Here is a 20204-nt window from a genome sequence, read left to right as displayed (position 1 = left end):
AGAGCATGACGGACCTCTTCTCGGCCCCCGCGCCGACGCAGACGCCGCAGCCCCCTCGGTCGCGCAGCGCGCAGCGCCGCACCCAGCGGGTCACCGCGGCGCAGCGTCGCCGTCGTCGGCGCCGTCGGACCGCGGTCCTGTTCCTCGCGCTCCTCGTCGTGGGCGGCGCCGGCTGGTTCGTCTACGACAAGGTCCTGCCGGGCGTCGACGGCTTCCACCTCGGGTCCGAGGCGAAGGACTACGCGGGGCCGGGCACCGGGTCGGTCGACGTGACGATCGAGAAGGGTGACACGGGCGCTGCGATCGCCCGGACCCTCGTCGCCGACGACGTCGTCGCCAGCACCAAGGCGTTCACCGACGCGTACAAGGCGAACCCGGCAGCCGCCGGCATCCAGCCCGGCGTGTACACGCTGCGCACGCAGATGAAGGCGTCGGACGTCGTCGCGCTGCTCGCCGCGCAGACCGGCCGCGTGTCGACCGTCCTCACCATCCCCGAGGGCTTCACCGTCGACCAGATCCTCGACCGCGCGAGCACCGTCGCGGGGATTCCCCGGTCGGACTTCACCAAGGCGATGAAGAACACGAAGGCCACCGGGCTCCCTGCCGTCGCGAAGAAGAACTACGAGGGCTGGCTCTACCCGGCCACGTACTCGTTCGACCCCGGTGTCACGGCGACCGACATCCTCAGCCAGATGGTGGCGCAGACGAAGACGGAGCTGAAGGACCTCAAGGTCCCGGCCTCGGAGCAGCAGGACGTACTGATCAAGGCATCCATGATCGAGCGCGAGGCCAAGGTTCCGGCCGATCAACCGAAGATGGCAGAGGTGATCAACAATCGTCTCAAGCAGGGCTGGACGCTCGGGATCGATGCCGCGGTGGCCTACGGCGCGGGCAAGTCCGGCACCGAGCTGACGAACGCCGACAAGGCGGATGCCAACAACAAGTACAACCTTTACGTGCTCACCGGCCTGCCGCCGGGGCCGATCGCCTCGCCGGGACGGTCCGCCGTCGAGGCTGTCGTCAAGCCGGCGACCGGTGACCTGATGTTCTGGACTGCGGTCAACCTCGACACCGGCAAGACCTTGTTCGCATCCAACAAGCACGATCACGATCTGAACGTCGCCAAGCTTCGTGCCTGGCAGGCTGCCAACCCGGGGAAGGGCTGATGCCCCGAGCGTGCCGTCGGGCGGCAGTTGTCGGACACCCCGTGGAGCACTCGCTGTCGCCTCTGCTGCACGCTGCGGCGTACCAGGCGCTCGGACTGGACGGGTGGAGCTACGGGCGTCAGGACGTGACGTCCGAGCAGCTCTACTACCTCTTGCGTGACCTGGACGACGACTTCGCCGGCCTGAGCCTCACCATGCCGCTCAAGCAGACGGTGATCGGGCTGCTCGACGAGGTGGAGCCGCTCGCCGCCGACCTGCGCTCGGTCAACACGGTGGTGTTCACGCGGGAGAAGAAGAAGCGCGTCTCCTGGGGCTTCAACACGGACGTCCACGGCGTGGTCGAGGCGCTGCGCGAGGGCTTCCGTGACGCCGGTGTCGACGGAGGCACCGAGGTCTCCGACGCCGCGGTGCTCGGCGCCGGGGCGACCGCCGCGTCGACCCTCGCGGCCCTGCAGCGGCTCGGGTGCGAGGCCCCGACGGTGTACGCGCGGTCGATCGCCAGGACGGCGGACCTCGCCGCCGTGGCGGAGCGGCTCGGCGTGCAGCCGTCGTTCGTGCCGCTGGACGAGGCGCCCAGCACGCTCGCCGGGCACGCGGTCCTCGTCTCGACGCTTCCGCCCGGCGCCGCTGACTTCTTGGTCCCCGCTCTCGCCGACCGCGCAGTCGCGGGGGTGCTGCTCGACGTGGCGTACGACCCGCGCCGCAGCCCGCTCTCGGACGCGTGGGCGGCCGCGGGCGGGGTGGCGGTCGACGGCGAGCGCATGCTGCTGCACCAGGCTTCCGAGCAGGTTCGGCTCATGACGGGCCGTCCCGGCCCCCTCGACGCCATGGACGCGGCCCTGGGCGAGTCGCTCGCCGCCCGCTGAGTCACGGTCCTGAGCTGCCGGTAGATCCCCGGCGAGCCGCCGTCGCGCTCGCTCAGGTCGACAGCGTCGCGACGAACCACCCCGCGACGAGGAACGGACCGAAGGGGATCGTCGCGCGCATGCCGGCGCGGCGCGTGACGACCAGGCCGACGGCCCAGAGCCCGCCGAGCAGGTAGCCGACGAACAGCCCGCCGAGCAGGGTCGACCATCCGTACCACGCCAGCGGCAGGCCGAGGAGCGCGACGAGCTTCACGTCGCCGAGGCCGATCCCCGCGCCGACGTACCAGAGCACGAGATGCAGCCCGGCAGCGGCCGCCGCACCCACGAGGGCGCGGACGGCCGCTGCCTGCTGCCCCGCGACGAGGCTCGGGACGACCACCAGGATCGCGGTCAGGGCGATCGACGGCAGGGTGATCGTGTCGGGGAGCCGGCGGGTGCGCGCGTCGACCACCGCCAGCGGACCGCTCACGAACGCCACCAGCACCACGGCTCCGACGACCGGCGCCGACCACGTCGCCCGACCGGTGACGACCGCTGCGAGCACGCCCAGCGTGACGCCGACGACGCCGCCTCGGTGCAGCTCGCCGAGGGCGCGGGCCAGCAGCCCGGCACGCTCTGGGAGCAGGGCGCGAGTCACGGTCACGCGGCCAACCTAACGGCTCCGGGGCGTCGTCGTGAGGATCGGCTCGCCTGCCTGTGGACACCGACGCACGGAGCTCCCCGCGACCGGGTTGTCCTGCCGCAAATCACCCACTAGGTTCGTAAAGCCTCGTTCAACCCTCATCGGATGAAACGGGGATCTCGGCCCGTCGACGAGGACGGGCTCCGAACCAGGGGAGTACCGATGAACATGTCTTCGATCCGGTCCGTGCGGCGTCTGGCCGCCGTCCTCACCGCCATGGTGGCCCTGCTCGCGGCCGGTCTGCTGACCGCGACACCGGCGTCCGCCGTGGGCTACTCGTGCGACTCGGTCGTCGCGGCGTCCGACGGCAGCCACCCGCAGCCCACCTACGACAGGCGCACGTACGCGTGCTACATGTCCTCGACGCGGGGAGAGCCTGTCGCGATCAAGCGCCTGCAGGCGGCCCTCGCGATCTGCTACGACCAGGACGACCTTGTCATCGACGGGGTCTACGGGCCCAAGACCGCCGCGGCGCTCAAGGTCGCGCAGCGCAAGCTCAAGGTCGACGACGACGGCCTCTATGGCCCGGAGACCGCCGTGCGGATCCTCTTCCCGCTCTTCCCGTGGCTCGTCAAGGGCCAAGCCTGCCTCTGACGGACCGGCACGGGGAGCCGACGTCGCTCGCGCACGACACACGCGGACCGCTTGATTGTTCGCGGGGCTGCGATATACGTTACGTAACGTGCATCAGGCACATCACGGATGATTTGTGACATCCAGCTCGTCACCGGTGACGAGCTCGAGCAAAGGGGAACACGCATGAAGCACTCCGTCCGTCGGCTCGTCACCGTCCTCGCCACGACGGCCGCGCTCGCCGCTCCGGGCGTGGCGGCAGCCACCTCGGCATCCGCCGCGACCTACACCTGCAACGACTCGTACGGCGGTGCGGTCGGGCAGGCGATCAAGCCCGCGTACCACTCGGGGTCGAGCTACATCACGTCGTGCTACATGGCCCCGGGCGCTGACAACGACGGCGTCTACGCGCTCCAGCTCGCGCTCGTGCTCTGCTACGACCGTGACATTGCGACCGACGGGTCGTACGGCCCGGCCACGAAGGCAGCCCTCAAGTACGCCCAGGGCAAGGAGCACGTCACGGCCGACGGCTTCTACGGACCTGCGACCGCCTCGGTGCTGCACTTCGCCACCCACGACGGCGTCCGTCGCGTCGTCTGCTGACGACCGGCTCGTCCACGACGGGGTGCTCCGCGACACATCGCGGGGTGCCCCGTCGCCGTTTCATCTCGCGGAACGCGCGCGGGCGCTCGGCGGGCCCGTGGGAGGATTGCAGCATGCTGCGTTGGTTGACCGCTGGTGAGTCGCACGGCCCCGCTCTCGTGGGCGTGATCGAAGGCCTCCCGGCCGGTGTCGAGATCGTCAGCGACGACTTCCGTTCTGCGCTCGCGCGCCGCCGCCTCGGCTACGGCCGGGGTTCGCGCCAGAAGTTCGAGCAGGACGAGCTGACCGTCCTCGCAGGACTGCGCCACGGCGTCACGCAGGGTGGCCCGCTGGCCGTCCAGATCGGCAACACCGAGTGGCCCAAGTGGGTCGACGTCATGTCGGCCGACCCGGTCGAGGCCGAGGCGCTGCAGGTCGACGCCGGTACGGGCGACGTGCGGGAGATCGCCCGCAACAAGCCGCTGACGCGCCCCCGCCCGGGGCACGCTGACCTCATCGGCATGCGCAAGTACGGCTTCGACGACGCGCGCCCCGTGCTCGAGCGGGCGTCCGCGCGCGAGACCGCGACCCGCGTGGTCCTCGGGACGGTCGCCGCCAAGCTCCTCGAGCAGGCGCTCGGCGTGCGGCTCGTGTCGCACGTCGTCGCGATCGGCTCGACCGACGTCCCCGACGACGCCGCGCTGCCCACCCCGGACGACGTGGCAGCGCTCGACGCCGACCCCGTGCGCTGCTTCGACGCCGCGTCGTCGGCCGCGATGGTCGCCGAGATCGACGAGTGCCACAAGGACGGCGACACCCTCGGCGGCGTCGTCGAGGTGCTCGCCTACGGCCTCCCGTCCGGCCTCGGCACGTACGCGCACAGCGACCGCCGCCTCGACGCGCGCCTCGCGGGCGCCCTCATGGGCATCCAGGCCATCAAGGGCGTCGAGGTCGGCGACGGGTTCCGCACCGCGCACCGCCGCGGCTCGCAGGCGCACGACGAGATCGTCCGCGGTGAGGACGGCCGCATCCTGCGCAGCACCAACCGTGCCGGCGGGGTCGAGGGCGGCATGACGAACGGCGAGGTCCTGCGGGTCCGCGCCGCCATGAAGCCCATCTCCACCGTGCCGCGGGCGCTCGCCACCGTCGACGTCGCCACCGGCGAGGCCGCGCGCGCCCAGCACCAGCGCTCCGACGTGTGCGCCGTCCCGCCGGCCGCCGTGGTCGCCGAGGCGATGGTCGCGCTCGTGCTCGCCGACGCCCTCCTCGAGAAGTTCGGCGGCGACTCGCTCGCCGAGGTCCGCCGCAACGCGGAGGCGTACGAGGCGTCCATCCCCGAGCTCCTGCGCTGACATGGGGGCGCGACCCGTCGTCGTGCTCGTCGGCCCCCCGGCGAGCGGCAAGACGACCGTGATGCAGCGCCTCGCGGCGCTGCTCGGGCTCGACTCGCGCGACACCGACCACGACGTCGAGGCAGCCGCGGGCACCACCGTCGCCGCGATCTTCGCCGAGCACGGCGAGCCCGAGTTCCGCGCCCGCGAGCGTGCGGCCGTCGCCGCGGCGCTGGCCGGGCACGACGGCGTCCTCGCGCTCGGCGGGGGAGCGGTGCTCGCCGCCGAGACGCGCGAGCTGCTCGCCGCCTACGGTCGCGACGGCGGTGCCGTCGTGTTCCTGGACGTCGACGCCGAGCACGTCGCCGAGCGCATCGCCGCCGACACCACGCGCCCGCTCCTCGCGGGCGACGGCCTGGTCCGCTGGCGCGACCTCATGGCCGCCCGCCGCGCCTGGTACGAGGAGGTCGCGACGCTGCAGGTGGCGACGGGACGTCCGGTGGACGCCGTCGTGGCGGAGATCGTCGAGCACCTGCGCACCGCGCCCGCCCGTGAGGGCGCCACCACCACCGGGACGACCGGCAGCACGACGACGGAAGGCAGCAGCGTGAGCGACACCGAGCAGACCCCCCAGGAGCAGCCCGCGGAGCGTGCCGGGGCGGGGGCGCGCCGAGTCACCGTGACCGGCGACCAGCCGTACGACGTCGTCGTCGGGTCGCACCTGCTCGGTGAGCTCCCCGCGCTGCTCGGCGAGCGTGTCACCCGCGTCCTCGTGGTCCACCCGCCGACTCTCGAGGCGTCCGCCGAGGCGGTGCGCGAGGACCTCGAGGCCCACGGCTACCAGGCGATCATCGCGCAGGTCCCGGACGCCGAGGAGGCAAAGTCCGCACAGGTCGCGGCCTTCCTGTGGCAGGTGCTCGGACAGTCCGACTTCACGCGCTCCGACGCCATCGTCTCGATCGGCGGCGGCGCCACGACCGACCTCGCGGGGTTCGTCGCCGCGACCTGGCTGCGCGGGATCGCGGTCGTCCACCTGCCCACGACGCTGCTCGCGATGGTCGACGCGGCGGTCGGAGGCAAGACGGGTATCAACACCGCCGAGGGCAAGAACCTCGTCGGCGCGTTCCACCCGCCCGCCGGGGTGCTGTGCGACCTCGCGACCCTCGAGTCGCTCGCCCGCTTCGACTTCGTCGCCGGGCTCGCCGAGGTCGTCAAGACCGGCTTCATCGCGGACGAGCGCATCCTCGAGCTCGTCGAGGAGAACGCCGCGGAGCTGGCCGCGTGGGGCACCTGGGGTCCGGGCGAGGGTCCGTCCGACCACCTGCGGGGTGTGGTCGCCGAGCTCGTCGAACGGTCCGTCACGGTCAAGGCGCGCGTCGTCGGCGAGGACCTCAAGGAGTCCGGCCTGCGCGAGATCCTCAACTACGGGCACACGCTCGGCCACGCGATCGAGCTCGCCGAGCGCTACGCGTGGCGGCACGGCGCGGCCGTCTCGGTCGGCATGGTGTTCGTCGCCGAGCTGGCACGGCTCGCCGGCAAGCTCGACGACGACGTCGTCGACCGGCACCGGTCGATCCTCACGTCGCTCGGCCTGCCCGTGACCTACCGGGGCGACCGCTGGGACCAGCTCCTCGGCGCGATGCGGCGCGACAAGAAGTCGCGCGGCGACCTCCTCCGGTTCGTGATCCTCGAAGGGGTCGGCCGTCCGACGCGCCTCGAGGGCCCGGACCCGGCGCTGCTCCAGGCCGCGTACGCGGAGATCTCCTCAGCCGCTCCGGGCGCACGGACGATCTCCCTCTGAAGCGGGAGTCCACCGATCGGTGGACTCCCGGGTCCACCGCATCGACCACCACCGCAACCGGCCGGCCGATGCGGGCGGATGCGCGGAAGCCGGAGGCTGGAGGCGACCGAGAGGAAGCCCCATGCCACCCACCCCGCAGTCCGTGCACACCCCGTCCCGACCCCCGTCCGCCGTCGTCGAGATCGACCATCTCGCCAAGTCGTACGGCGCCACGCGAGCCGTCGTCGACGTCAGTCTTGCCGTCGACGACGGCGAGATCTTCGGCATCCTCGGCCCCAACGGGTCGGGCAAGACGACCACCGTCGAGTGCGTCTCGGGCCTGCGGCGACGTGATGGCGGCACCGTCCGGGTGCTCGGCCTCGACCCTCTGCGCGACCGGGCCGCGATCCGCTCGCAGGTGGGCGTCCAGCTCCAGGAGGCTGAGCTCCCCGCAAAGCTCACGGTGCGCGAGGCGCTCGCCCTCTACGCGTCGTTCTACCCGTCCCCGGCCGACTGGCGCGAGCTCGTCGACGTGCTCGGTCTCGGGCCGAGCCTCCGGACCCGGTTCGGCAGCCTCTCCGGGGGGCAGCAGCAGCGGTTGTCGATCGCGCTCGCCCTCGTCGGCAACCCGCGTGTCGCGATCCTCGACGAGCTCACGACCGGGCTCGACCCTGCGGCGCGGCGCGAGACCTGGGACCTCGTCGAGCGGGTGCGCGAGCGTGGGGTCACCGTGCTCCTTGTCACCCACTTCATGCAGGAGGCCGAGCGCCTGTGCGACCGGCTCGCCGTGATCGACGCGGGTCGCGTCGTCGCGGTCGACACCCCGGCGGGGCTCGTGGACCGGCTCGGCACGCGGCAGGAGCTGCGTTTCCGTCCGTCGCAGCCCTTCGACGAGTCGCTGCTCGCGCGGCTCGACCCCGTCGCCGATGTCGTACGGCGCGGCGCCGAGCTGCGCGTGGCCGGCACGGGCGACGTGCTCGGGGCGGTCGTCAGCGCGCTCGCCCGCGCGGGTGTGGTGGCCGAAGGGCTCCGCGTGCTGCAACCCGACCTCGACGACGCCTTCCTCGCACTCGTCGGCGGGCACGACCCTCTTGCTACCCCCGACCCGGTCACGACCACGACCACCACCCAGGAGCGACCATGACGACGCCCACCCTCCTGCCGCGGCCCCTCGATCCGGCCCGTGCCTCCTCGGCCCGCGTCTTCGGCCGGCTGCTGGGCAGCGAAGCGCGTCTCGCCTGGCGCTCCGGCGCGGCGGTCTTCTGGTCGGCCTTCCTCCCGCTCGGCGGTCTCGTGGTGCTGGGCGCGGTCCCGGGCACCCGCGCACCGCAGCCCGGCCTCGGCGCAGCGAGCGTCCTCGACACGTACCTGCCGATCCTCATGATGTTCTCTTTGTGCATCAGCGTCGTGACGCTCATGCCGCCCGTGCTCGCGGGGTACCGGGAGAAGGGGATCCTGCGCCGTCTCTCCACGACCCCCGTGTCGCCGGGCCGGCTGCTCGGCGCGCAGGCCACGATCTACGCCGGACTCGGGGTGGTCGTCTCGGTCGTCCTCCTGGTCGTGGGTGTCGTCGCGTACGACGTCGACGCGCCTGCACGGTTCCTCGGCTTCGTCCTGGCGCTCGCGCTGGTGGGAACGGCAGTGACCGGGCTGGGGGTGGTGGTGGCGGCGCTCACCCCGAGCGGCCGGGCCGCCAACGCCTGGTCGACCCTGCTGTTCTTTCCGCTGATGTTCTTCGCCGGCCTGTGGGTCCCCCGCGCGTCGATGCCGTCGGGTCTTCGCACCGTGAGCGACTGGACGCCGCTCGGTGCAGGCGTCCGGGCGGTGCAGGCGACGGTCGACGGCCGCTGGCCGCCGGCGCCGAGCCTCCTCGTGCTGGTGGGCTGGACCGTCGCCTGCACGGGTGTCGCACTCCGCACCTTCCGGTGGGAATGACACGATCGTCCCCATGAACCATCGTGCCGAGGCCGTGGCCGACCGATCGTCCGGGTCCGAGGACCCGTGGCGCGCGCGCCTCGACAGGGTCGGCCGTCGTCTCCTCCTGCCGACCCTCGCGGTCTCGTCGCTCCTCGCGACGATCTCCGCGCGGGCCGGGTACGGGACCCCGCACCAGCTGCGGACGGCGCTGGCGGTCGCCGCGGCGGTGGCCGTCTGGGTGGTTCTGGTGCCGCAGCGGGCTCGCCGCCACGGCGTCGCGGGGGACCTCGCCGTCTTCGTCGTCCACGTGGCGTTCGCGGCGCTCCTCGTCGCGCTCAACCCATGGTTCGCCGTGTTCGCGTGGACGGGCTTCGTCGTCGCGGACGAGCGCGTACCGCGTCGGTGGTTGCCGTGGTGCGTCGCTCCCGTGGCCTTCGTCCTCGCGGCCTCGCAGACGGGCGGCTACCCGGACGACGTCGCGAGCTGGCTCACGTGCCTGCTCGTCGCCGCCGTCAACTACGGCATCAGCGTCAGCCTCTACGTGATCATCGAGCGCGGCGTCCAGCGCAACGGGGAGCTCGCGGAGGCGAACGCCCGGCTCGAGGCGGCGATCACGGAGAACGCCGGCCTCCACGCGCAGCTCGTGGTGCAGGCCCGCGAGGCGGGCGTGCGCGACGAGCGGCAGCGGCTCGCCGGGGAGATCCACGACACGCTCGCCCAAGGGCTCGCCGGCATCGTGACCCAGCTCGAGGCGGCGGACGGTGCGTGCGACGCCGCGGTGCGCAGCGCGCACTTCGACCGGGCGCGAGCCCTCGCGCGCGAGAGCCTCGCCGAGGCGCGGCGGTCGGTCCGCGCGCTGCGTCCCGAGCAGCTCGAACGCGCGACGCTCGCGGTCGCGCTCACCGAGCACGCGGCGGACTGGGCGTGCGGCTCGGGCACCACGGCGCACGTCGAGGTCACCGGCACGGCGCGGCCGCTGCCCGACGAGACCGAAGCCGTCCTGTTCCGGGTGGCGCAGGAGGCGCTCACCAACGTCGCGAAGCATGCCCGCGCGTCACGGGCAGCCGTCACGCTCACGTACCTTCCCGACGTCGTGCTCCTGGACGTGCGGGACGACGGCGTCGGGATCGGCGCCGGGGACCTCGACGGTCTCGCGACCTTGGCGCCGGACCGCTACGGCCTCGCCGGGATGCGTGCCCGGCTGAATCGCGTCGGGGGAACCCTCACGATCGAGTCCGTGCTCGGCGACGGTGTCGCGCTGAGCGCGTCCGTGCCCACCGGGGCTGATCCACCGGGGATCTCTCAGATCGTGCGGGCCGGCTGCCCGTCGACTGGCTGGGAGCTCACGTCCACAGTCCTCGGTCGACGAGCACCGCACGCAGCAGGTCGGCGCGGTTCGTCACGATCCCGTCGACGCCCAGGTCAATGAGCCGGTGCATGTCGTCGGGGTCGTCGACCGTCCACACGTGCACCACGCGGCCGGCGTCGTGCGCGGCCGCGAGCGTGCGCACGTCGACGACCGTCAGCGGACCCGACCGCTCCGGCACCTGGAGGGCGTCGACGTCGCGCAGCGCGGTGCGCACCACCGGCCGGCCAGGAGCCCGCAGGCGCGCCCCGACGACGAACGCCGCGACCTCCGCCTGACCTGCCGACGTCGTGACGGGACGCGAGAGCAGCGCGACCGTGCGACGCCGGCGGCGGGCCGAGAAGGACGTGACGCACACGCGCTCGTGCGCCCCGGTGCGCTCGATCGCCGCCGCCACGGGCGCCACGGCCCCGTCGGCCTTCACGTCCACGTTGACCCGCAGGTCGGGCCACGCCCCGAGCAGGTCTTCGAGCAGCGGCACCGGCTCGCGCCCGCCGATCCGGGCCGCGCGCACGACCGACCAGGGCAGGTCGCGCACCTGCCCGTGCGCGGTCGTGGTCCGGTCGAGCGTGGCGTCGTGCAGCGCGACCGCGACACCGTCGGCCGTGGCGTGCGCGTCCGTCTCGACGTACCGGAAGCCGAGGTCGCGCGCTGCGGCGAACGCGACCATCGAGTTCTCGAGCCCGTCGAGCGAGAAGCCCCGGTGGGCGAGCGCCACGAACGGGACCTCCAGGTACGGCGAGCCGGTGCGCCCGCGCGGGGCGTCCGTCACCGGCCGGTCCGGGGGAGCTGGGCGTCGAGCCAGCCGAGCATGCCGTCGAGGTAGGCCCGCCGAGGCTCGTCCGCGGACAGCGTCAGGTCGTGCACCCCGCCGTCGACCACCAGCTCGTCCACGTGCGGGCCGAGCCGTGGGCCGAGCCGCGCGATCGACCGGACGTCCAGCACCGTGTCCTCGCGGTCGAGCCCCGGGTTGTCGGGGGTGTCGGCGCCCGACCGCGCCGACCGCGCCACCAGGACCGGCACGTCGATCTCCAGCCCGCGCACGACGCGGGACTGCCCGCGACGCACCGCGCGCAGCCACCCCATCCGGACGGGGACGCCGTCGGGACGCTTGAGCGTGGGGTCGAAGTCCCACCGTCCACCGTTCGCGGCGAGCAGGTGCGTGGCGTACCAGGACGTGCCCGTGGCCAGCACCGCGAGCGGGCGGTAGGGGGCCGCGAGGTCGACGACGGACGTGCCGAGGGTGCGCACCGCCCACGACGCGCGCAGGTCGAGGAACGGGCTGTCCAGCACCAGCGCGTCGACCGGACCGGTCGCCGGGACCGAGGAGCCCCGCACGGAGTGGGCCCACAGGGCGGCGACGAGCCCGCCCGTGGAGTGCGCGTGCACGACCACCGGGAGTCCCGGGTGCAGCGTGCGGGCGAGCGCGACCGCGGTCGCCAGGTCGCGTGCGGGCTCGGCGAGGTCGTCGGTGTAGTGGGGTACGTCGCCGGGCCGCAGGGACCGTCCGGCACGCCGGACGTCGACCGCGAGGAACGCCCAGCCCGCGGCTCCGAGCGCGTCGACCAGGTGCGTCTGGAAGAAGTAGTCGTTGTACCCGTGGACGTGCACCACCACACCGCGCGGGCGCGCGGGCGTGGTGGCCGGACGGACGACGGTCAGGACGGGAGCGCCCGCGCCGTCACGGCGATCCGGGGGCTGCGACGCGGCACCCGCAGTGAGGGTCACGCTGCGGTATCCGTCGAGAAGGGCGTCGTCCTCCCAGGCGGGGAGACGAGAGGAGACGGCGGCGCCGACCACCAGCGCGGGTCCGCTCACGCCACCTCACCTGCCCCCTCAGGCACGACGTCGCCTGCCACGTCACTCGCCACGTCAAGGTGGCCGTCGACGCCACGACCCGCCGGGAACCGCACGAGCAGCAGCAGGACGAGACCCACGCCCACGACCGCCACGATCCCGACGATGCCCCAGTACTGGTGCCCGGTCGCCGCGACCACGGTCGAGAACGCGAGCGGTGCGAGGAAGCTCGCGGCGCGACCGGTCGTGGCGTAGAGGCCGAAGGTCTCGGTCTCGTGCCCGGGAGTGCTGAGCCGTGCGAGCAGGGCGCGGCTGGCCGACTGCGCCGGTCCGACGAACGCGCACAGCGCGAGCCCGCACACCCAGAACGCGCGCGTGCCGCCGTCGTGCAGGACGAACACCGCGAGGCCCGCGACGACGATCCCGGCGAGCGACGTCACGACCACACGCCGCGGTCCGACCCGGTCGTCGAGCCAGCCGGCACCGACCGTGCACAGGCCGGCGACGACGTTCGCGGCGATGGCGAACACGATGACCTCGCTGTCGCTGAAGCCGAACGTGCCGGACGCGATCACAGCGCCGAACGTGAACACGCCCGCGAGACCGTCGCGGTAGACGGCGCTGGCGACGAGGTAGCCGAGCAGGTTGCGGTCGGTACGCCACAGCCGGACGACGTCGGCGGCGAGGCGCCGGTACGCGTCCGCGAGCCGGCGCAGACCGCGCGGGGCGACGCTCGACGGCGCCTCCGCGGCCTGCCCGGTCGCGGGCCGCCCGGTCGCGCGCTCCCGCACCACGGCGAGCACGGGGATCGCGAACACGGCGAACCACACGGCCGAGAGCAGGATGCTCACGCGGACGTCCATGCCGTGCGCGTCCGTGACGCCGAACCAGCCGACGTCCGGGTTGATGAACCCCACGAAGAGGATCAGGAGCAGGACGATGCCGCCGACGTAGCCCGCGCCCCACCCGAGCCCGCTGATGCGGCCGATGGTCCGCGGTGTGGAGATCTGCAGCAGCAGCGCGTTGTACGCGACCGAACCCAGCTCGAAGAACACGTTGCCCGCGGAGAGCAGGGCGACCCCGAGCACGACGGCGTGCGACAGCGACCCGGGGACGGGCTGCACGAAGAACATCCCGACCATGGTCGCGACGGTCAGCCCGGTGCTCGCCGCGAGCCAGGGCTTGCGCCGGCCGGACGCGTCCGCGAGCGTGCCGAGCGCGGGGGCCAGCAGGGCGACGAGCACGCCGGCGACCGACAGCCCCCACCCCAGCCAGGCGGAGTGCTGCGCCGTGACGTGGTCGACGTCGGTGACGCCGGCCTCGACGAACGTGTCGCTGGTGATCCAGCGGGTGAACACGAACGTCGTGACGACCGCGTTGAAGGCGGCCGACCCCCAGTCCCACAGCGCCCAGGCCGCGACCTGGCCGCGGGCGGCGCGGCCGGTCGCGGGCACCGCGCCGTCGCCGTCCTCCGGGTTCGAGGCGTGCCGGGACGTGCCGGTGGGCGGCGTCGTCGCCACCTCGTCGGGGGTGCTCACCCGGGCATCGTAGGGGCTGGGAGAGCGCCATGGGACGCGGTCGGCGGACTGTGGACGCGCCCGCGCACGCCCGTCGCCTAGGCTGCCAGCCATGACGCGCGTGCTGATCCTCAACGGACCCAACCTCGGCCGGCTCGGTGTCCGGGAGCCGGACGTCTACGGCGCTCTGTCGTTCGACGACCTGCGCGAGCGCGCCACCGCCTGGGCGGGGGAGTCCGGCCTCGACGCGGAGGTGCGGCAGACGGACGACGAGGCCGAGATCGTGCGCTGGCTGCACGAGGCGGTCGACGCCGGGGCGCACGTCGTGCTCAACCCCGCGGCGTTCACGCACTACTCGTACTCGCTGCGCGACGCGGCGGCCCAGGTCACGAGGGCGGGCCTGCTGCTCGTCGAGGTGCACATCTCGAACCCGATGGCTCGCGAGGAGTTCCGGCACACCTCGGTCGTCGGTCCGGTGGCGACGGGGACGGTCGCCGGGTTCGGGTTCGACTCGTACCGGCTGGCCCTCGCGGCGATCGCGGGGCGGCTGGCGGCGGACAAGCCTGCGACGGCGTAGACACCCCGACAAGCCCTGGCGCTTGTGCTCGATGCGACAAGCGCATAGGCTTGTCGCATGTTCGTCCTGACCGTCGACCAGCGCCGGAGCCGCCGCGGCACCGACCTCGTGCCCGAGCTCCTCTCCGCGCACGAACGCATCGCCCGGCCCGGCGACGGCGTCGTCCTCCCCCTCGAACGGACCGTCGGCGACGAGGCGCAAGCCCTCCTCGACGACGCCGCGCTCGTCGTCGACACCGTGCTGCAGGTCGTCCGGGACGGGCGCTGGAGCGTCGGGATCGGCGTCGGCGGGGTCGACACGCCGCTGCCCGGCTCGACGCGCGCGGCACGCGGACCCGCCTACCTCGCCGCACGCGACGCCGTGGAACGTGCCAAGCGGCGGCCGGGGGCAGCGCGCATCGCGGTAGAACTCGGACTGGATGCCGGCAGCGGGGGAGGGGACGGCCCGCCGGCCTGGGAGCGTGCCGCCCGCGACGCCGAGGCGCTGCTCGTCCTGCTCGGAGCCGTCGTCGCGCGGCGCACCGACGCGGGCTGGGAGGTCGTCGACCGCCTCGCCCGCGCGGGTGCCACCCAGGGTGACCTGGCCCGCGACCTCGGCGTGTCGCAGCAGGCCGTGAGCCAGCGTCTCCTCGCTAGCATGTGGCCCGAAGAGGCCGCGGCACGTCCGCTCGCGGCCCGGCTGCTCCAGGAGGCTGACCGGTCGTGAGCGTGACCCCGTGAGCGCCGGAGAGGTGCTCGCGACCGCGGGCGTCGCCGTCGGTTCGCTCGTCCTCAGCGTGCTCGGCGGCCTCTGGCTGGTGCCCGCGATCCTGCGGGCTGCGGCCCGCACCGGCGGCGCGGAGGCGGACGCGGCCCACGCGGCGAGCGCCGCTCCGCCTCTCGACCACGAGGTGGACGCACCGGCAGCCGACGCCGGCACGCCGGACAGCCCGACGAGCCCCGCCGCAGTGCTCGCGCTGCGCGGCGGCACCTGGATCGGCGTCCTCGAACGCCTCGCCGTGACCGGGTGCGTCCTCGCGGGGTTCGCCGCAGGGGTCGCGGTGATCGTCGCGATCAAGGGCCTCGGCCGGTACCCCGAGCTGCGCGACAACCCCGGCGTCTCGGAGCGGTTCGTCGTCGGGACGCTCGCCTCGCTCGTCTGGGCCGGGTTCGTCGGCTGGCTCGGCCTGTGGGCCCTCGGGCACGTCGGGTAGGATCGACTGGCCCCGCAGCGGGCCCACCGACCTCCCCCGACCGGAAAGCAGATCGTGGCGACCACCAACGACATCAAGAACGGCACCGTGCTGAACCTCGACGGTCAGCTCTGGACCGTGATCGAGTTCCAGCACGTCAAGCCGGGCAAGGGCGGCGCGTTCGTCCGCACCAAGCTCAAGAACGTGCTCTCGGGCAAGGTGGTCGACAAGACGTTCAACGCCGGCTCCAAGATCGAGACCGCGAACGTCGACAAGCGCGACATGCAGTACCTGTACAACGACGGCGACGACTTCATCTTCATGGACACCGTCACGTACGACCAGCTCCCGGTCTCCACGGCCGTCGTGGGCGGTGCGTCCGACTACATGCTCGAGAACCAGAACGCGATCGTCGCGACGCACGACGGCGTCCCGCTGTTCATCGAGCTCCCCGCGTCCGTGGTCCTCGAGGTCACGTACACCGAGCCGGGCCTGCAGGGCGACCGCTCGACCGGCGGCACCAAGCCCGCGACCCTCGAGACCGGCGCGCAGATCCAGGTGCCGCTGTTCCTCGAGTCGGGCACCAAGGTCAAGGTCGACACCCGCGACGGGTCGTACCTGGGCCGCGTGAACGACTGACGTGGGCGCCCGTACCAAGGCGCGCAAGCGCGCGGTCGACGTCCTCTTCGAGGCGGACCAGCGCGGCGTCCCGCCCGTGACCATGCTCAGCCAGCGGGTCGCCGTCCCGGGCACCCAGACGAGCCTGCCGCAGTACGCGGTCGAGATCGTCGAGGGCGTGGACGCCCAGCGCGAGCGCATCGACGAGCTGCTCGAGACGTACTCGCACGGCTGGACGCTCGAGCGCATGCCCGCGGTCGACCGCGCGATCCTGCGCGCCGGGGTCTGGGAGATCGTGTTCAACGCCGACGTCCCGGCCGCTGTCACGCTCGACGAGGCCACCGGCCTCGCGAAGTCCCTGTCGACCGACGAGTCGCCCGCCTTCGTCAACGGTCTGCTCGCCCGGATCGCCGACCTCGGTCTCGCCGAGCCGGCCGCATCCGCGGAGCCCGCAGGCTCCGACGACGCCTGACCGCACGGCACGACTGCACCCGCACCCGCGCCCCCGCCCCCTCCTGGGACGGGGGCGCGCGTCGTGCGGGACGCAGCCACGTCCCGGACGACGACGCCCGCATCCGCGCCCGCGCTTCGACACCTACGACGCGTCCTGGTGCCGTGCTGCCCCCGACGGGCCGTCGCGGCCGTGATGTGAGCCACCTCGCGCCGGGGGCGACGGGGCGCGTGCGTCGCCTCCGGTAGACTGCCGGACGGTGGCGCACGGCGCCCCCACCCTGAGCAAGGCCTCGCGTCACCCCACATCGCGCATATGCCGACGTTCCTTTAAGACCCGTCCAGCGAGGCGGGGAAGGAGGTCAGATTCATGAGTCACACCGACCAGGGCACCCGTGTGCCGCCGGAGCCGCACCCCGCGAACGGGGCGAACGGTTCCGTGGTCCTCGGCCACGCCGAGATCCAGCGGGCGCTGACCCGCATCGCCCACGAGATCGTGGAGCGCAACAAGGGCGTCGCCGACGTCGTGCTGCTGGGCATCCCCAGCCGCGGGGTCCCGCTCGCCCGCCGCCTCGCCGAGCGCCTCGCGACCATCGAGCCGGCGGGAGCGCCCGTCGGGAGCCTCGACGTCACGATGTACCGGGACGACCTGCGCAGCCACCCCACGCGTGCCATCGGGCGGACCGACGTGCCCGGCACCGGCATCGACGGCAAGGTCGTCGTCCTGGTCGACGACGTCCTGTACTCGGGCCGCACGATCCGGGCCGCGCTGGACGCGCTGAGCGACCTCGGGCGACCGCGGGCGGTGCAGCTCGCCGCACTGGTCGACCGCGGCCACCGCGAGCTCCCGATCCGGGCGGACTTCGTGGGCAAGAACCTGCCGACCGCGCACACCGAGCGCGTGCGCGTGCGGCTCACCGAGACCGACGGCGAGGACGCGGTCCTGATCGAGTCCGGGGAGGGCACCCGATGAAGCACCTGCTGTCGACCGCCGACCTGTCCCGCGCGGACGCGGTGCACGTCCTGGACACCGCCGCCGAGATGGCGGCCACCCAGTCGCGGGAGATCAAGAAGCTCCCGACGCTGCGCGGCCGGACCGTCGTCAACCTGTTCTTCGAGGACTCGACCCGCACCCGCATCTCGTTCGAGACGGCCGCCAAGCGGCTGTCCGCTGACGTCATCAACTTCTCCGCGAAGGGCTCGAGCGTCTCCAAGGGCGAGTCGCTCAAGGACACCGCGCTGACGCTGCAGGCGATGGGTGCCGACGCGGTCGTCTGCCGGCACCAGGCGTCGGGCGCGCCGCACCTGCTCGCGCACGCGGGCTGGCTCGACGCGGCCGTCGTCAACGCGGGCGACGGCACGCACCAGCACCCCACGCAGGCGCTGCTCGACGCCTTCACGCTGCGCCGCCACCTCGTCGGGGGAGCGCAGGGGCCGACCGCGGGCAGCGGGTCCGACCTCGCGGGGCTGCACGTCGCGGTCGTCGGTGACGTCCTGCACTCGCGGGTCGCCCGGTCGAACGTGTCGCTCCTGACCACGCTGGGGGCGCGGGTCACGCTCGTCGCCCCGCCCACGCTCGTGCCCGTCGGCGTCGAGGCGTGGCCGTGCGACGTCTCCTACGACTTCGACGGCACGCTCGCGGACGGCAAGCCCGACGCCGTGATGATGCTGCGCGTGCAGCGCGAGCGCATGAGCGGCGGGGGCGGGTTCTTCCCGAGCCCGCTGGAGTACTCGCGAGCCTACGGCCTCGACGCCCGCCGCCTCGCGACGCTGCCGGACCACGCGATCGTCATGCACCCCGGCCCGATGAACCGCGGCCTCGAGATCTCCGCCGACGCGGCCGACTCGCCGCGCGCGGTGATCGTCGAGCAGGTCGCGAACGGCGTCGCGGTCCGCATGGCCGTCCTGTACCTCCTCCTGGAAGGGAACCGATGAGCACCACGTACCTCCTGCGCGGCGTCCGCCCGCTGGGCGGCGACCCGGCCGACCTGCTCCTGCAGGACGGCGCGATCCGCCGGATCGAGGACACGATCGACACGGACGGCCTGCCCGAGGGCACCGTCGTGATCGAGGCCGACGGGCTCGTCGCCCTCCCCGGTCTCGTCGACCTGCACACGCACCTGCGCGAGCCGGGCCGCGAGGACACCGAGACGATCGCGTCGGGCACCCGGGCCGCGGCCGCGGGCGGGTTCACCGCCGTGCACGCGATGGCGAACACGACGCCCGTCGCGGACACCGCCGGGGTCGTCGAGCAGGTGTGGCGCCTCGGTCGTGACGCCGGCTGGGTCGACGTGCACCCGGTCGGCGCGGTGAGCGTCGGCCTGGCGGGCGAGCAGCTCGCCGAGCTCGGCGCGATGGCGCACTCCGCCGCGCGCGTGCGCGTGTTCTCCGACGACGGCAAGTGCGTGTGGGACCCGGTCCTCATGCGCCGCGCCCTCGAGTACGTCAAGGCGTTCGACGGGGTCGTCGCGCAGCATGCCCAGGAGCCGCGCCTCACCGAGGGCGCGCAGATGAACGAGGGCGTCGTGTCCGCCGAGGTCGGCCTGCAGGGCTGGCCCGCGGTCGCGGAGGAGGCGATCATCGCGCGCGACGTCCTGCTCGCGGAGCACGTCGGCTCGCGCCTGCACGTGTGCCACCTGTCCACCGCCGGCTCGGTCGAGCTCGTGCGCTGGGCCAAGGGCCGCGGCATCGACGTCACCGCCGAGGTCACGCCGCACCACCTGATCCTGACCGACGAGCTCGCACGCGGCTACGACCCGCGGTTCAAGGTCAACCCGCCCCTGCGCACCCAGGCGGACGTCGACGCGGTCCGCGAGGGCCTGGCGGACGGGACGATCGACATCGTCGCGACCGACCACGCCCCGCACGCCCGCGAGGACAAGGACTGCGAGTGGGCGGCGGCCGCGTTCGGCATGACCGGCCTCGAGACCGCCCTGTCGGTCGTGCAGCAGACGATGGTCGACACGGGCCGCATGACGTGGGCGGACGTCGCCCGGGTCATGTCGACCAACCCGGCGCGCATCGGCCGCATCGACACCGGTGAGCACGCGCAGGGACGCCCGCTCGAGGTCGGCGAGCCCGCGAACCTCGTGCTCGTCGACCCGGCCGCGGTGCGCACGGTCGACGGCGCGCAGCAGCAGACCGCGAGCGTCAACACGCCGTTCGCCGGGCACGAGCTGCCGGGACGCGTCGTCGCGACGTTCCTGCGCGGCCGGGCCACCGTGCTCGACGGTGCGCCCGTCGAGACGGTGGGAGCGGCACGATGAACCTGCCCATGCCCGTCGCGGTCGGGATCTGGATCGTCATCGGGATCGCGCTGTTCGTCATCATGTGGCGCGGCTGGAGGCATCGCGAGCGCCGCGGCGCGGCCCTCGTGCCCGACCTGCCGCCCGTCCCGGCCACCGGTGACCTCGGCACGACGCGCACCGGCGAGATCGCCGGCGTGTACGTGTCGAGCACGACGGCGGGGGACTGGCTCGACCGGGTCGCCGCCCACGACCTCGGCTACCGCTCGCGCGCGGTCGCCCAGGTCTTCGACACGGGTGTGCTGATCACGCGGGAGGGCGCCCACGACGTGTTCGTCCCCGCGGACCGGCTCGTCGACGTCACCACGAGCCCGGGCATGGCCGGCAAGTTCGTCGGCAAGGACGGCCTCGTGGTCGTCACCTGGGAGGCGCCCGGCGCCACCCTGGACACTGGACTGAGGACCCAGCACCCGGGCGACCGGGCCGTGCTGGTCGACGCGGTGCGCGCCCTGCGCGACGAGACCGCGTCCACGACGGAGGAGAAGCAGTGAGCACAGCGACCACGG

At 73.5% G+C, this 20204-nt stretch carries 22 protein-coding genes and 1 pseudogene; 19 read left to right on the top strand and 4 right to left on the bottom strand.

What is annotated here, in order from left to right; all coding sequences use genetic code 11:
- Positions 1–5 precede the first annotated feature (5 nt).
- Positions 6–1166, top strand: coding sequence for an endolytic transglycosylase MltG (gene mltG / locus CLV34_RS13945; RefSeq protein ID WP_100350915.1), 1161 nt, complete (start codon positions 6–8; stop codon positions 1164–1166).
- Positions 1166–2032: a shikimate dehydrogenase gene (locus tag CLV34_RS13940; RefSeq protein WP_100350914.1), complete on the top strand. Its 867-nt coding sequence runs from the start codon at positions 1166–1168 to the stop codon at positions 2030–2032. Before mltG ends, CLV34_RS13940 begins: the two co-directional genes overlap by 1 nt.
- Positions 2033–2084: 52 nt before the next feature.
- Here the strand turns inward: CLV34_RS13940 and CLV34_RS13935 are convergent, their stop codons facing one another.
- On the bottom strand, positions 2085–2675 hold the full coding sequence (locus CLV34_RS13935) for a prepilin peptidase (RefSeq protein WP_100350913.1): 591 nt from the start codon (positions 2673–2675) through the stop codon (positions 2085–2087).
- A 201-nt stretch (positions 2676–2876) separates the two neighbouring features.
- Here CLV34_RS13935 and CLV34_RS13930 point away from each other — a divergent pair, with 201 nt between their 5' ends.
- The 8 genes and pseudogenes from CLV34_RS13930 to CLV34_RS13900 all read left to right on the top strand — a co-directional run bounded on the left by CLV34_RS13930 (position 2877) and on the right by CLV34_RS13900 (position 10326).
- On the top strand, positions 2877–3308 hold the full coding sequence (locus CLV34_RS13930; protein ID WP_157803862.1) for a peptidoglycan-binding domain-containing protein: 432 nt from the start codon (positions 2877–2879) through the stop codon (positions 3306–3308).
- Between the two features lie 165 nt (positions 3309–3473).
- Positions 3474–3890, top strand: coding sequence for a peptidoglycan-binding domain-containing protein (locus CLV34_RS13925; protein ID WP_157803861.1), 417 nt, complete (start codon positions 3474–3476; stop codon positions 3888–3890).
- 113 nt (positions 3891–4003) lie between these two features.
- On the top strand, positions 4004–5221 hold the full coding sequence (aroC, locus tag CLV34_RS13920) for a chorismate synthase (RefSeq protein ID WP_100350910.1): 1218 nt from the start codon (positions 4004–4006) through the stop codon (positions 5219–5221).
- Between the two features lies 1 nt (position 5222).
- A pseudogene (locus CLV34_RS17095) lies at positions 5223–5723 on the top strand (shikimate kinase); the annotation flags it as partial.
- Between the two features lie 156 nt (positions 5724–5879).
- Positions 5880–7001 (top strand): 3-dehydroquinate synthase, encoded by a 1122-nt coding sequence (gene aroB / locus CLV34_RS17090; RefSeq protein WP_245859263.1) that lies wholly within the window; start codon positions 5880–5882, stop codon positions 6999–7001.
- Positions 7002–7122: 121 nt separating this feature from the next.
- The gene (locus CLV34_RS13910; protein WP_100350908.1) at positions 7123–8124 is read left to right on the top strand and encodes an ABC transporter ATP-binding protein; all 1002 of its coding nucleotides are present in this window, start codon (positions 7123–7125) and stop codon (positions 8122–8124) included.
- Positions 8121–8915, top strand: coding sequence for an ABC transporter permease (locus CLV34_RS13905; protein WP_100350907.1), 795 nt, complete (start codon positions 8121–8123; stop codon positions 8913–8915). Before CLV34_RS13910 ends, CLV34_RS13905 begins: the two co-directional genes overlap by 4 nt.
- Before the next feature lie 13 nt (positions 8916–8928).
- A complete protein-coding gene (locus tag CLV34_RS13900; RefSeq protein WP_100350906.1) occupies positions 8929–10326 on the top strand; it encodes a sensor histidine kinase in 1398 nt (465 codons plus the stop codon).
- On the opposite strand, the gene CLV34_RS13895 is transcribed toward CLV34_RS13900, so the two are convergent.
- The 3 genes from CLV34_RS13895 to CLV34_RS13885 are packed head-to-tail and all read right to left on the bottom strand — an operon-like array spanning position 10241 to position 13598.
- Positions 10241–11035: a glycerophosphodiester phosphodiesterase family protein gene (locus CLV34_RS13895; RefSeq protein WP_245859244.1), complete on the bottom strand. Its 795-nt coding sequence runs from the start codon at positions 11033–11035 to the stop codon at positions 10241–10243. The genes CLV34_RS13900 and CLV34_RS13895 overlap by 86 nt on opposite strands.
- Entirely contained in the window at positions 11032–12081 is a 1050-nt protein-coding gene (locus tag CLV34_RS13890) for an alpha/beta fold hydrolase (RefSeq protein WP_245859243.1), read from the bottom strand. The genes CLV34_RS13895 and CLV34_RS13890 overlap by 4 nt, the downstream gene beginning before the upstream one ends.
- Positions 12078–13598 (bottom strand): MFS transporter, encoded by a 1521-nt coding sequence (locus CLV34_RS13885; RefSeq protein WP_245859242.1) that lies wholly within the window; start codon positions 13596–13598, stop codon positions 12078–12080. The genes CLV34_RS13890 and CLV34_RS13885 overlap by 4 nt, the downstream gene beginning before the upstream one ends.
- A 91-nt stretch (positions 13599–13689) precedes the next feature.
- Between CLV34_RS13885 and CLV34_RS13880 the strand changes: the two genes are divergently transcribed.
- The 9 genes from CLV34_RS13880 (at position 13690) to CLV34_RS13840 (ending at position 20189) form a co-directional block, all read left to right on the top strand.
- Positions 13690–14154 carry a type II 3-dehydroquinate dehydratase gene (locus CLV34_RS13880; RefSeq protein ID WP_100350904.1) on the top strand — a complete coding sequence of 155 codons (465 nt, stop codon included), beginning with the start codon at positions 13690–13692 and terminating at the stop codon, positions 14152–14154.
- 57 nt (positions 14155–14211) lie between these two features.
- Positions 14212–14859: a hypothetical protein gene (locus CLV34_RS13875; protein ID WP_100350903.1), complete on the top strand. Its 648-nt coding sequence runs from the start codon at positions 14212–14214 to the stop codon at positions 14857–14859.
- 10 nt (positions 14860–14869) lie between these two features.
- Positions 14870–15346, top strand: coding sequence for a hypothetical protein (locus tag CLV34_RS13870; protein ID WP_100350902.1), 477 nt, complete (start codon positions 14870–14872; stop codon positions 15344–15346).
- A 54-nt stretch (positions 15347–15400) separates the two neighbouring features.
- Complete coding sequence (gene efp, locus CLV34_RS13865) at positions 15401–15964, top strand: elongation factor P (RefSeq protein WP_100350901.1); 564 nt, start codon at positions 15401–15403, stop codon at positions 15962–15964.
- 1 nt (position 15965) lies between these two features.
- Complete coding sequence (gene nusB, locus CLV34_RS13860) at positions 15966–16415, top strand: transcription antitermination factor NusB (protein ID WP_100350900.1); 450 nt, start codon at positions 15966–15968, stop codon at positions 16413–16415.
- A 348-nt stretch (positions 16416–16763) separates the two neighbouring features.
- Complete coding sequence (gene pyrR / locus CLV34_RS13855; RefSeq protein ID WP_100350899.1) at positions 16764–17366, top strand: bifunctional pyr operon transcriptional regulator/uracil phosphoribosyltransferase PyrR; 603 nt, start codon at positions 16764–16766, stop codon at positions 17364–17366.
- On the top strand, positions 17363–18328 hold the full coding sequence (locus tag CLV34_RS13850; RefSeq protein ID WP_100350898.1) for an aspartate carbamoyltransferase catalytic subunit: 966 nt from the start codon (positions 17363–17365) through the stop codon (positions 18326–18328). Before pyrR ends, CLV34_RS13850 begins: the two co-directional genes overlap by 4 nt.
- Positions 18325–19659: a dihydroorotase gene (locus CLV34_RS13845; protein WP_100350897.1), complete on the top strand. Its 1335-nt coding sequence runs from the start codon at positions 18325–18327 to the stop codon at positions 19657–19659. Before CLV34_RS13850 ends, CLV34_RS13845 begins: the two co-directional genes overlap by 4 nt.
- On the top strand, positions 19656–20189 hold the full coding sequence (locus CLV34_RS13840) for a PH-like domain-containing protein (protein ID WP_245859241.1): 534 nt from the start codon (positions 19656–19658) through the stop codon (positions 20187–20189). Before CLV34_RS13845 ends, CLV34_RS13840 begins: the two co-directional genes overlap by 4 nt.
- Positions 20190–20204 lie beyond the last annotated feature (15 nt).

This window comes from Luteimicrobium subarcticum, assembly GCF_002798015.1.
In the GTDB taxonomy this organism is placed as follows: Bacteria; Actinomycetota; Actinomycetes; order Actinomycetales; family Cellulomonadaceae; genus Luteimicrobium; species Luteimicrobium subarcticum.
Note: the sequence above shows the minus strand (reverse complement) of the source record. Positions and strands in the feature narration are given on the sequence as shown.

Coding starts and splice junctions, on each gene's coding strand:
- mltG (WP_100350915.1), top strand. CDS start 6: ATGACGGACCTCTTCTCGGCCCCCGCGCCGACGCAGACGCCGCAGCCC.
- CLV34_RS13940 (WP_100350914.1), top strand. CDS start 1,166: ATGCCCCGAGCGTGCCGTCGGGCGGCAGTTGTCGGACACCCCGTGGAG.
- CLV34_RS13930 (WP_157803862.1), top strand. CDS start 2,877: ATGAACATGTCTTCGATCCGGTCCGTGCGGCGTCTGGCCGCCGTCCTC.
- CLV34_RS13925 (WP_157803861.1), top strand. CDS start 3,474: ATGAAGCACTCCGTCCGTCGGCTCGTCACCGTCCTCGCCACGACGGCC.
- aroC (WP_100350910.1), top strand. CDS start 4,004: ATGCTGCGTTGGTTGACCGCTGGTGAGTCGCACGGCCCCGCTCTCGTG.
- CLV34_RS13910 (WP_100350908.1), top strand. CDS start 7,123: ATGCCACCCACCCCGCAGTCCGTGCACACCCCGTCCCGACCCCCGTCC.
- CLV34_RS13905 (WP_100350907.1), top strand. CDS start 8,121: ATGACGACGCCCACCCTCCTGCCGCGGCCCCTCGATCCGGCCCGTGCC.
- CLV34_RS13900 (WP_100350906.1), top strand. CDS start 8,929: ATGAACCATCGTGCCGAGGCCGTGGCCGACCGATCGTCCGGGTCCGAG.
- CLV34_RS13880 (WP_100350904.1), top strand. CDS start 13,690: ATGACGCGCGTGCTGATCCTCAACGGACCCAACCTCGGCCGGCTCGGT.
- CLV34_RS13875 (WP_100350903.1), top strand. CDS start 14,212: ATGTTCGTCCTGACCGTCGACCAGCGCCGGAGCCGCCGCGGCACCGAC.
- pyrR (WP_100350899.1), top strand. CDS start 16,764: ATGAGTCACACCGACCAGGGCACCCGTGTGCCGCCGGAGCCGCACCCC.
- CLV34_RS13850 (WP_100350898.1), top strand. CDS start 17,363: ATGAAGCACCTGCTGTCGACCGCCGACCTGTCCCGCGCGGACGCGGTG.
- CLV34_RS13845 (WP_100350897.1), top strand. CDS start 18,325: ATGAGCACCACGTACCTCCTGCGCGGCGTCCGCCCGCTGGGCGGCGAC.
- CLV34_RS13840 (WP_245859241.1), top strand. CDS start 19,656: ATGAACCTGCCCATGCCCGTCGCGGTCGGGATCTGGATCGTCATCGGG.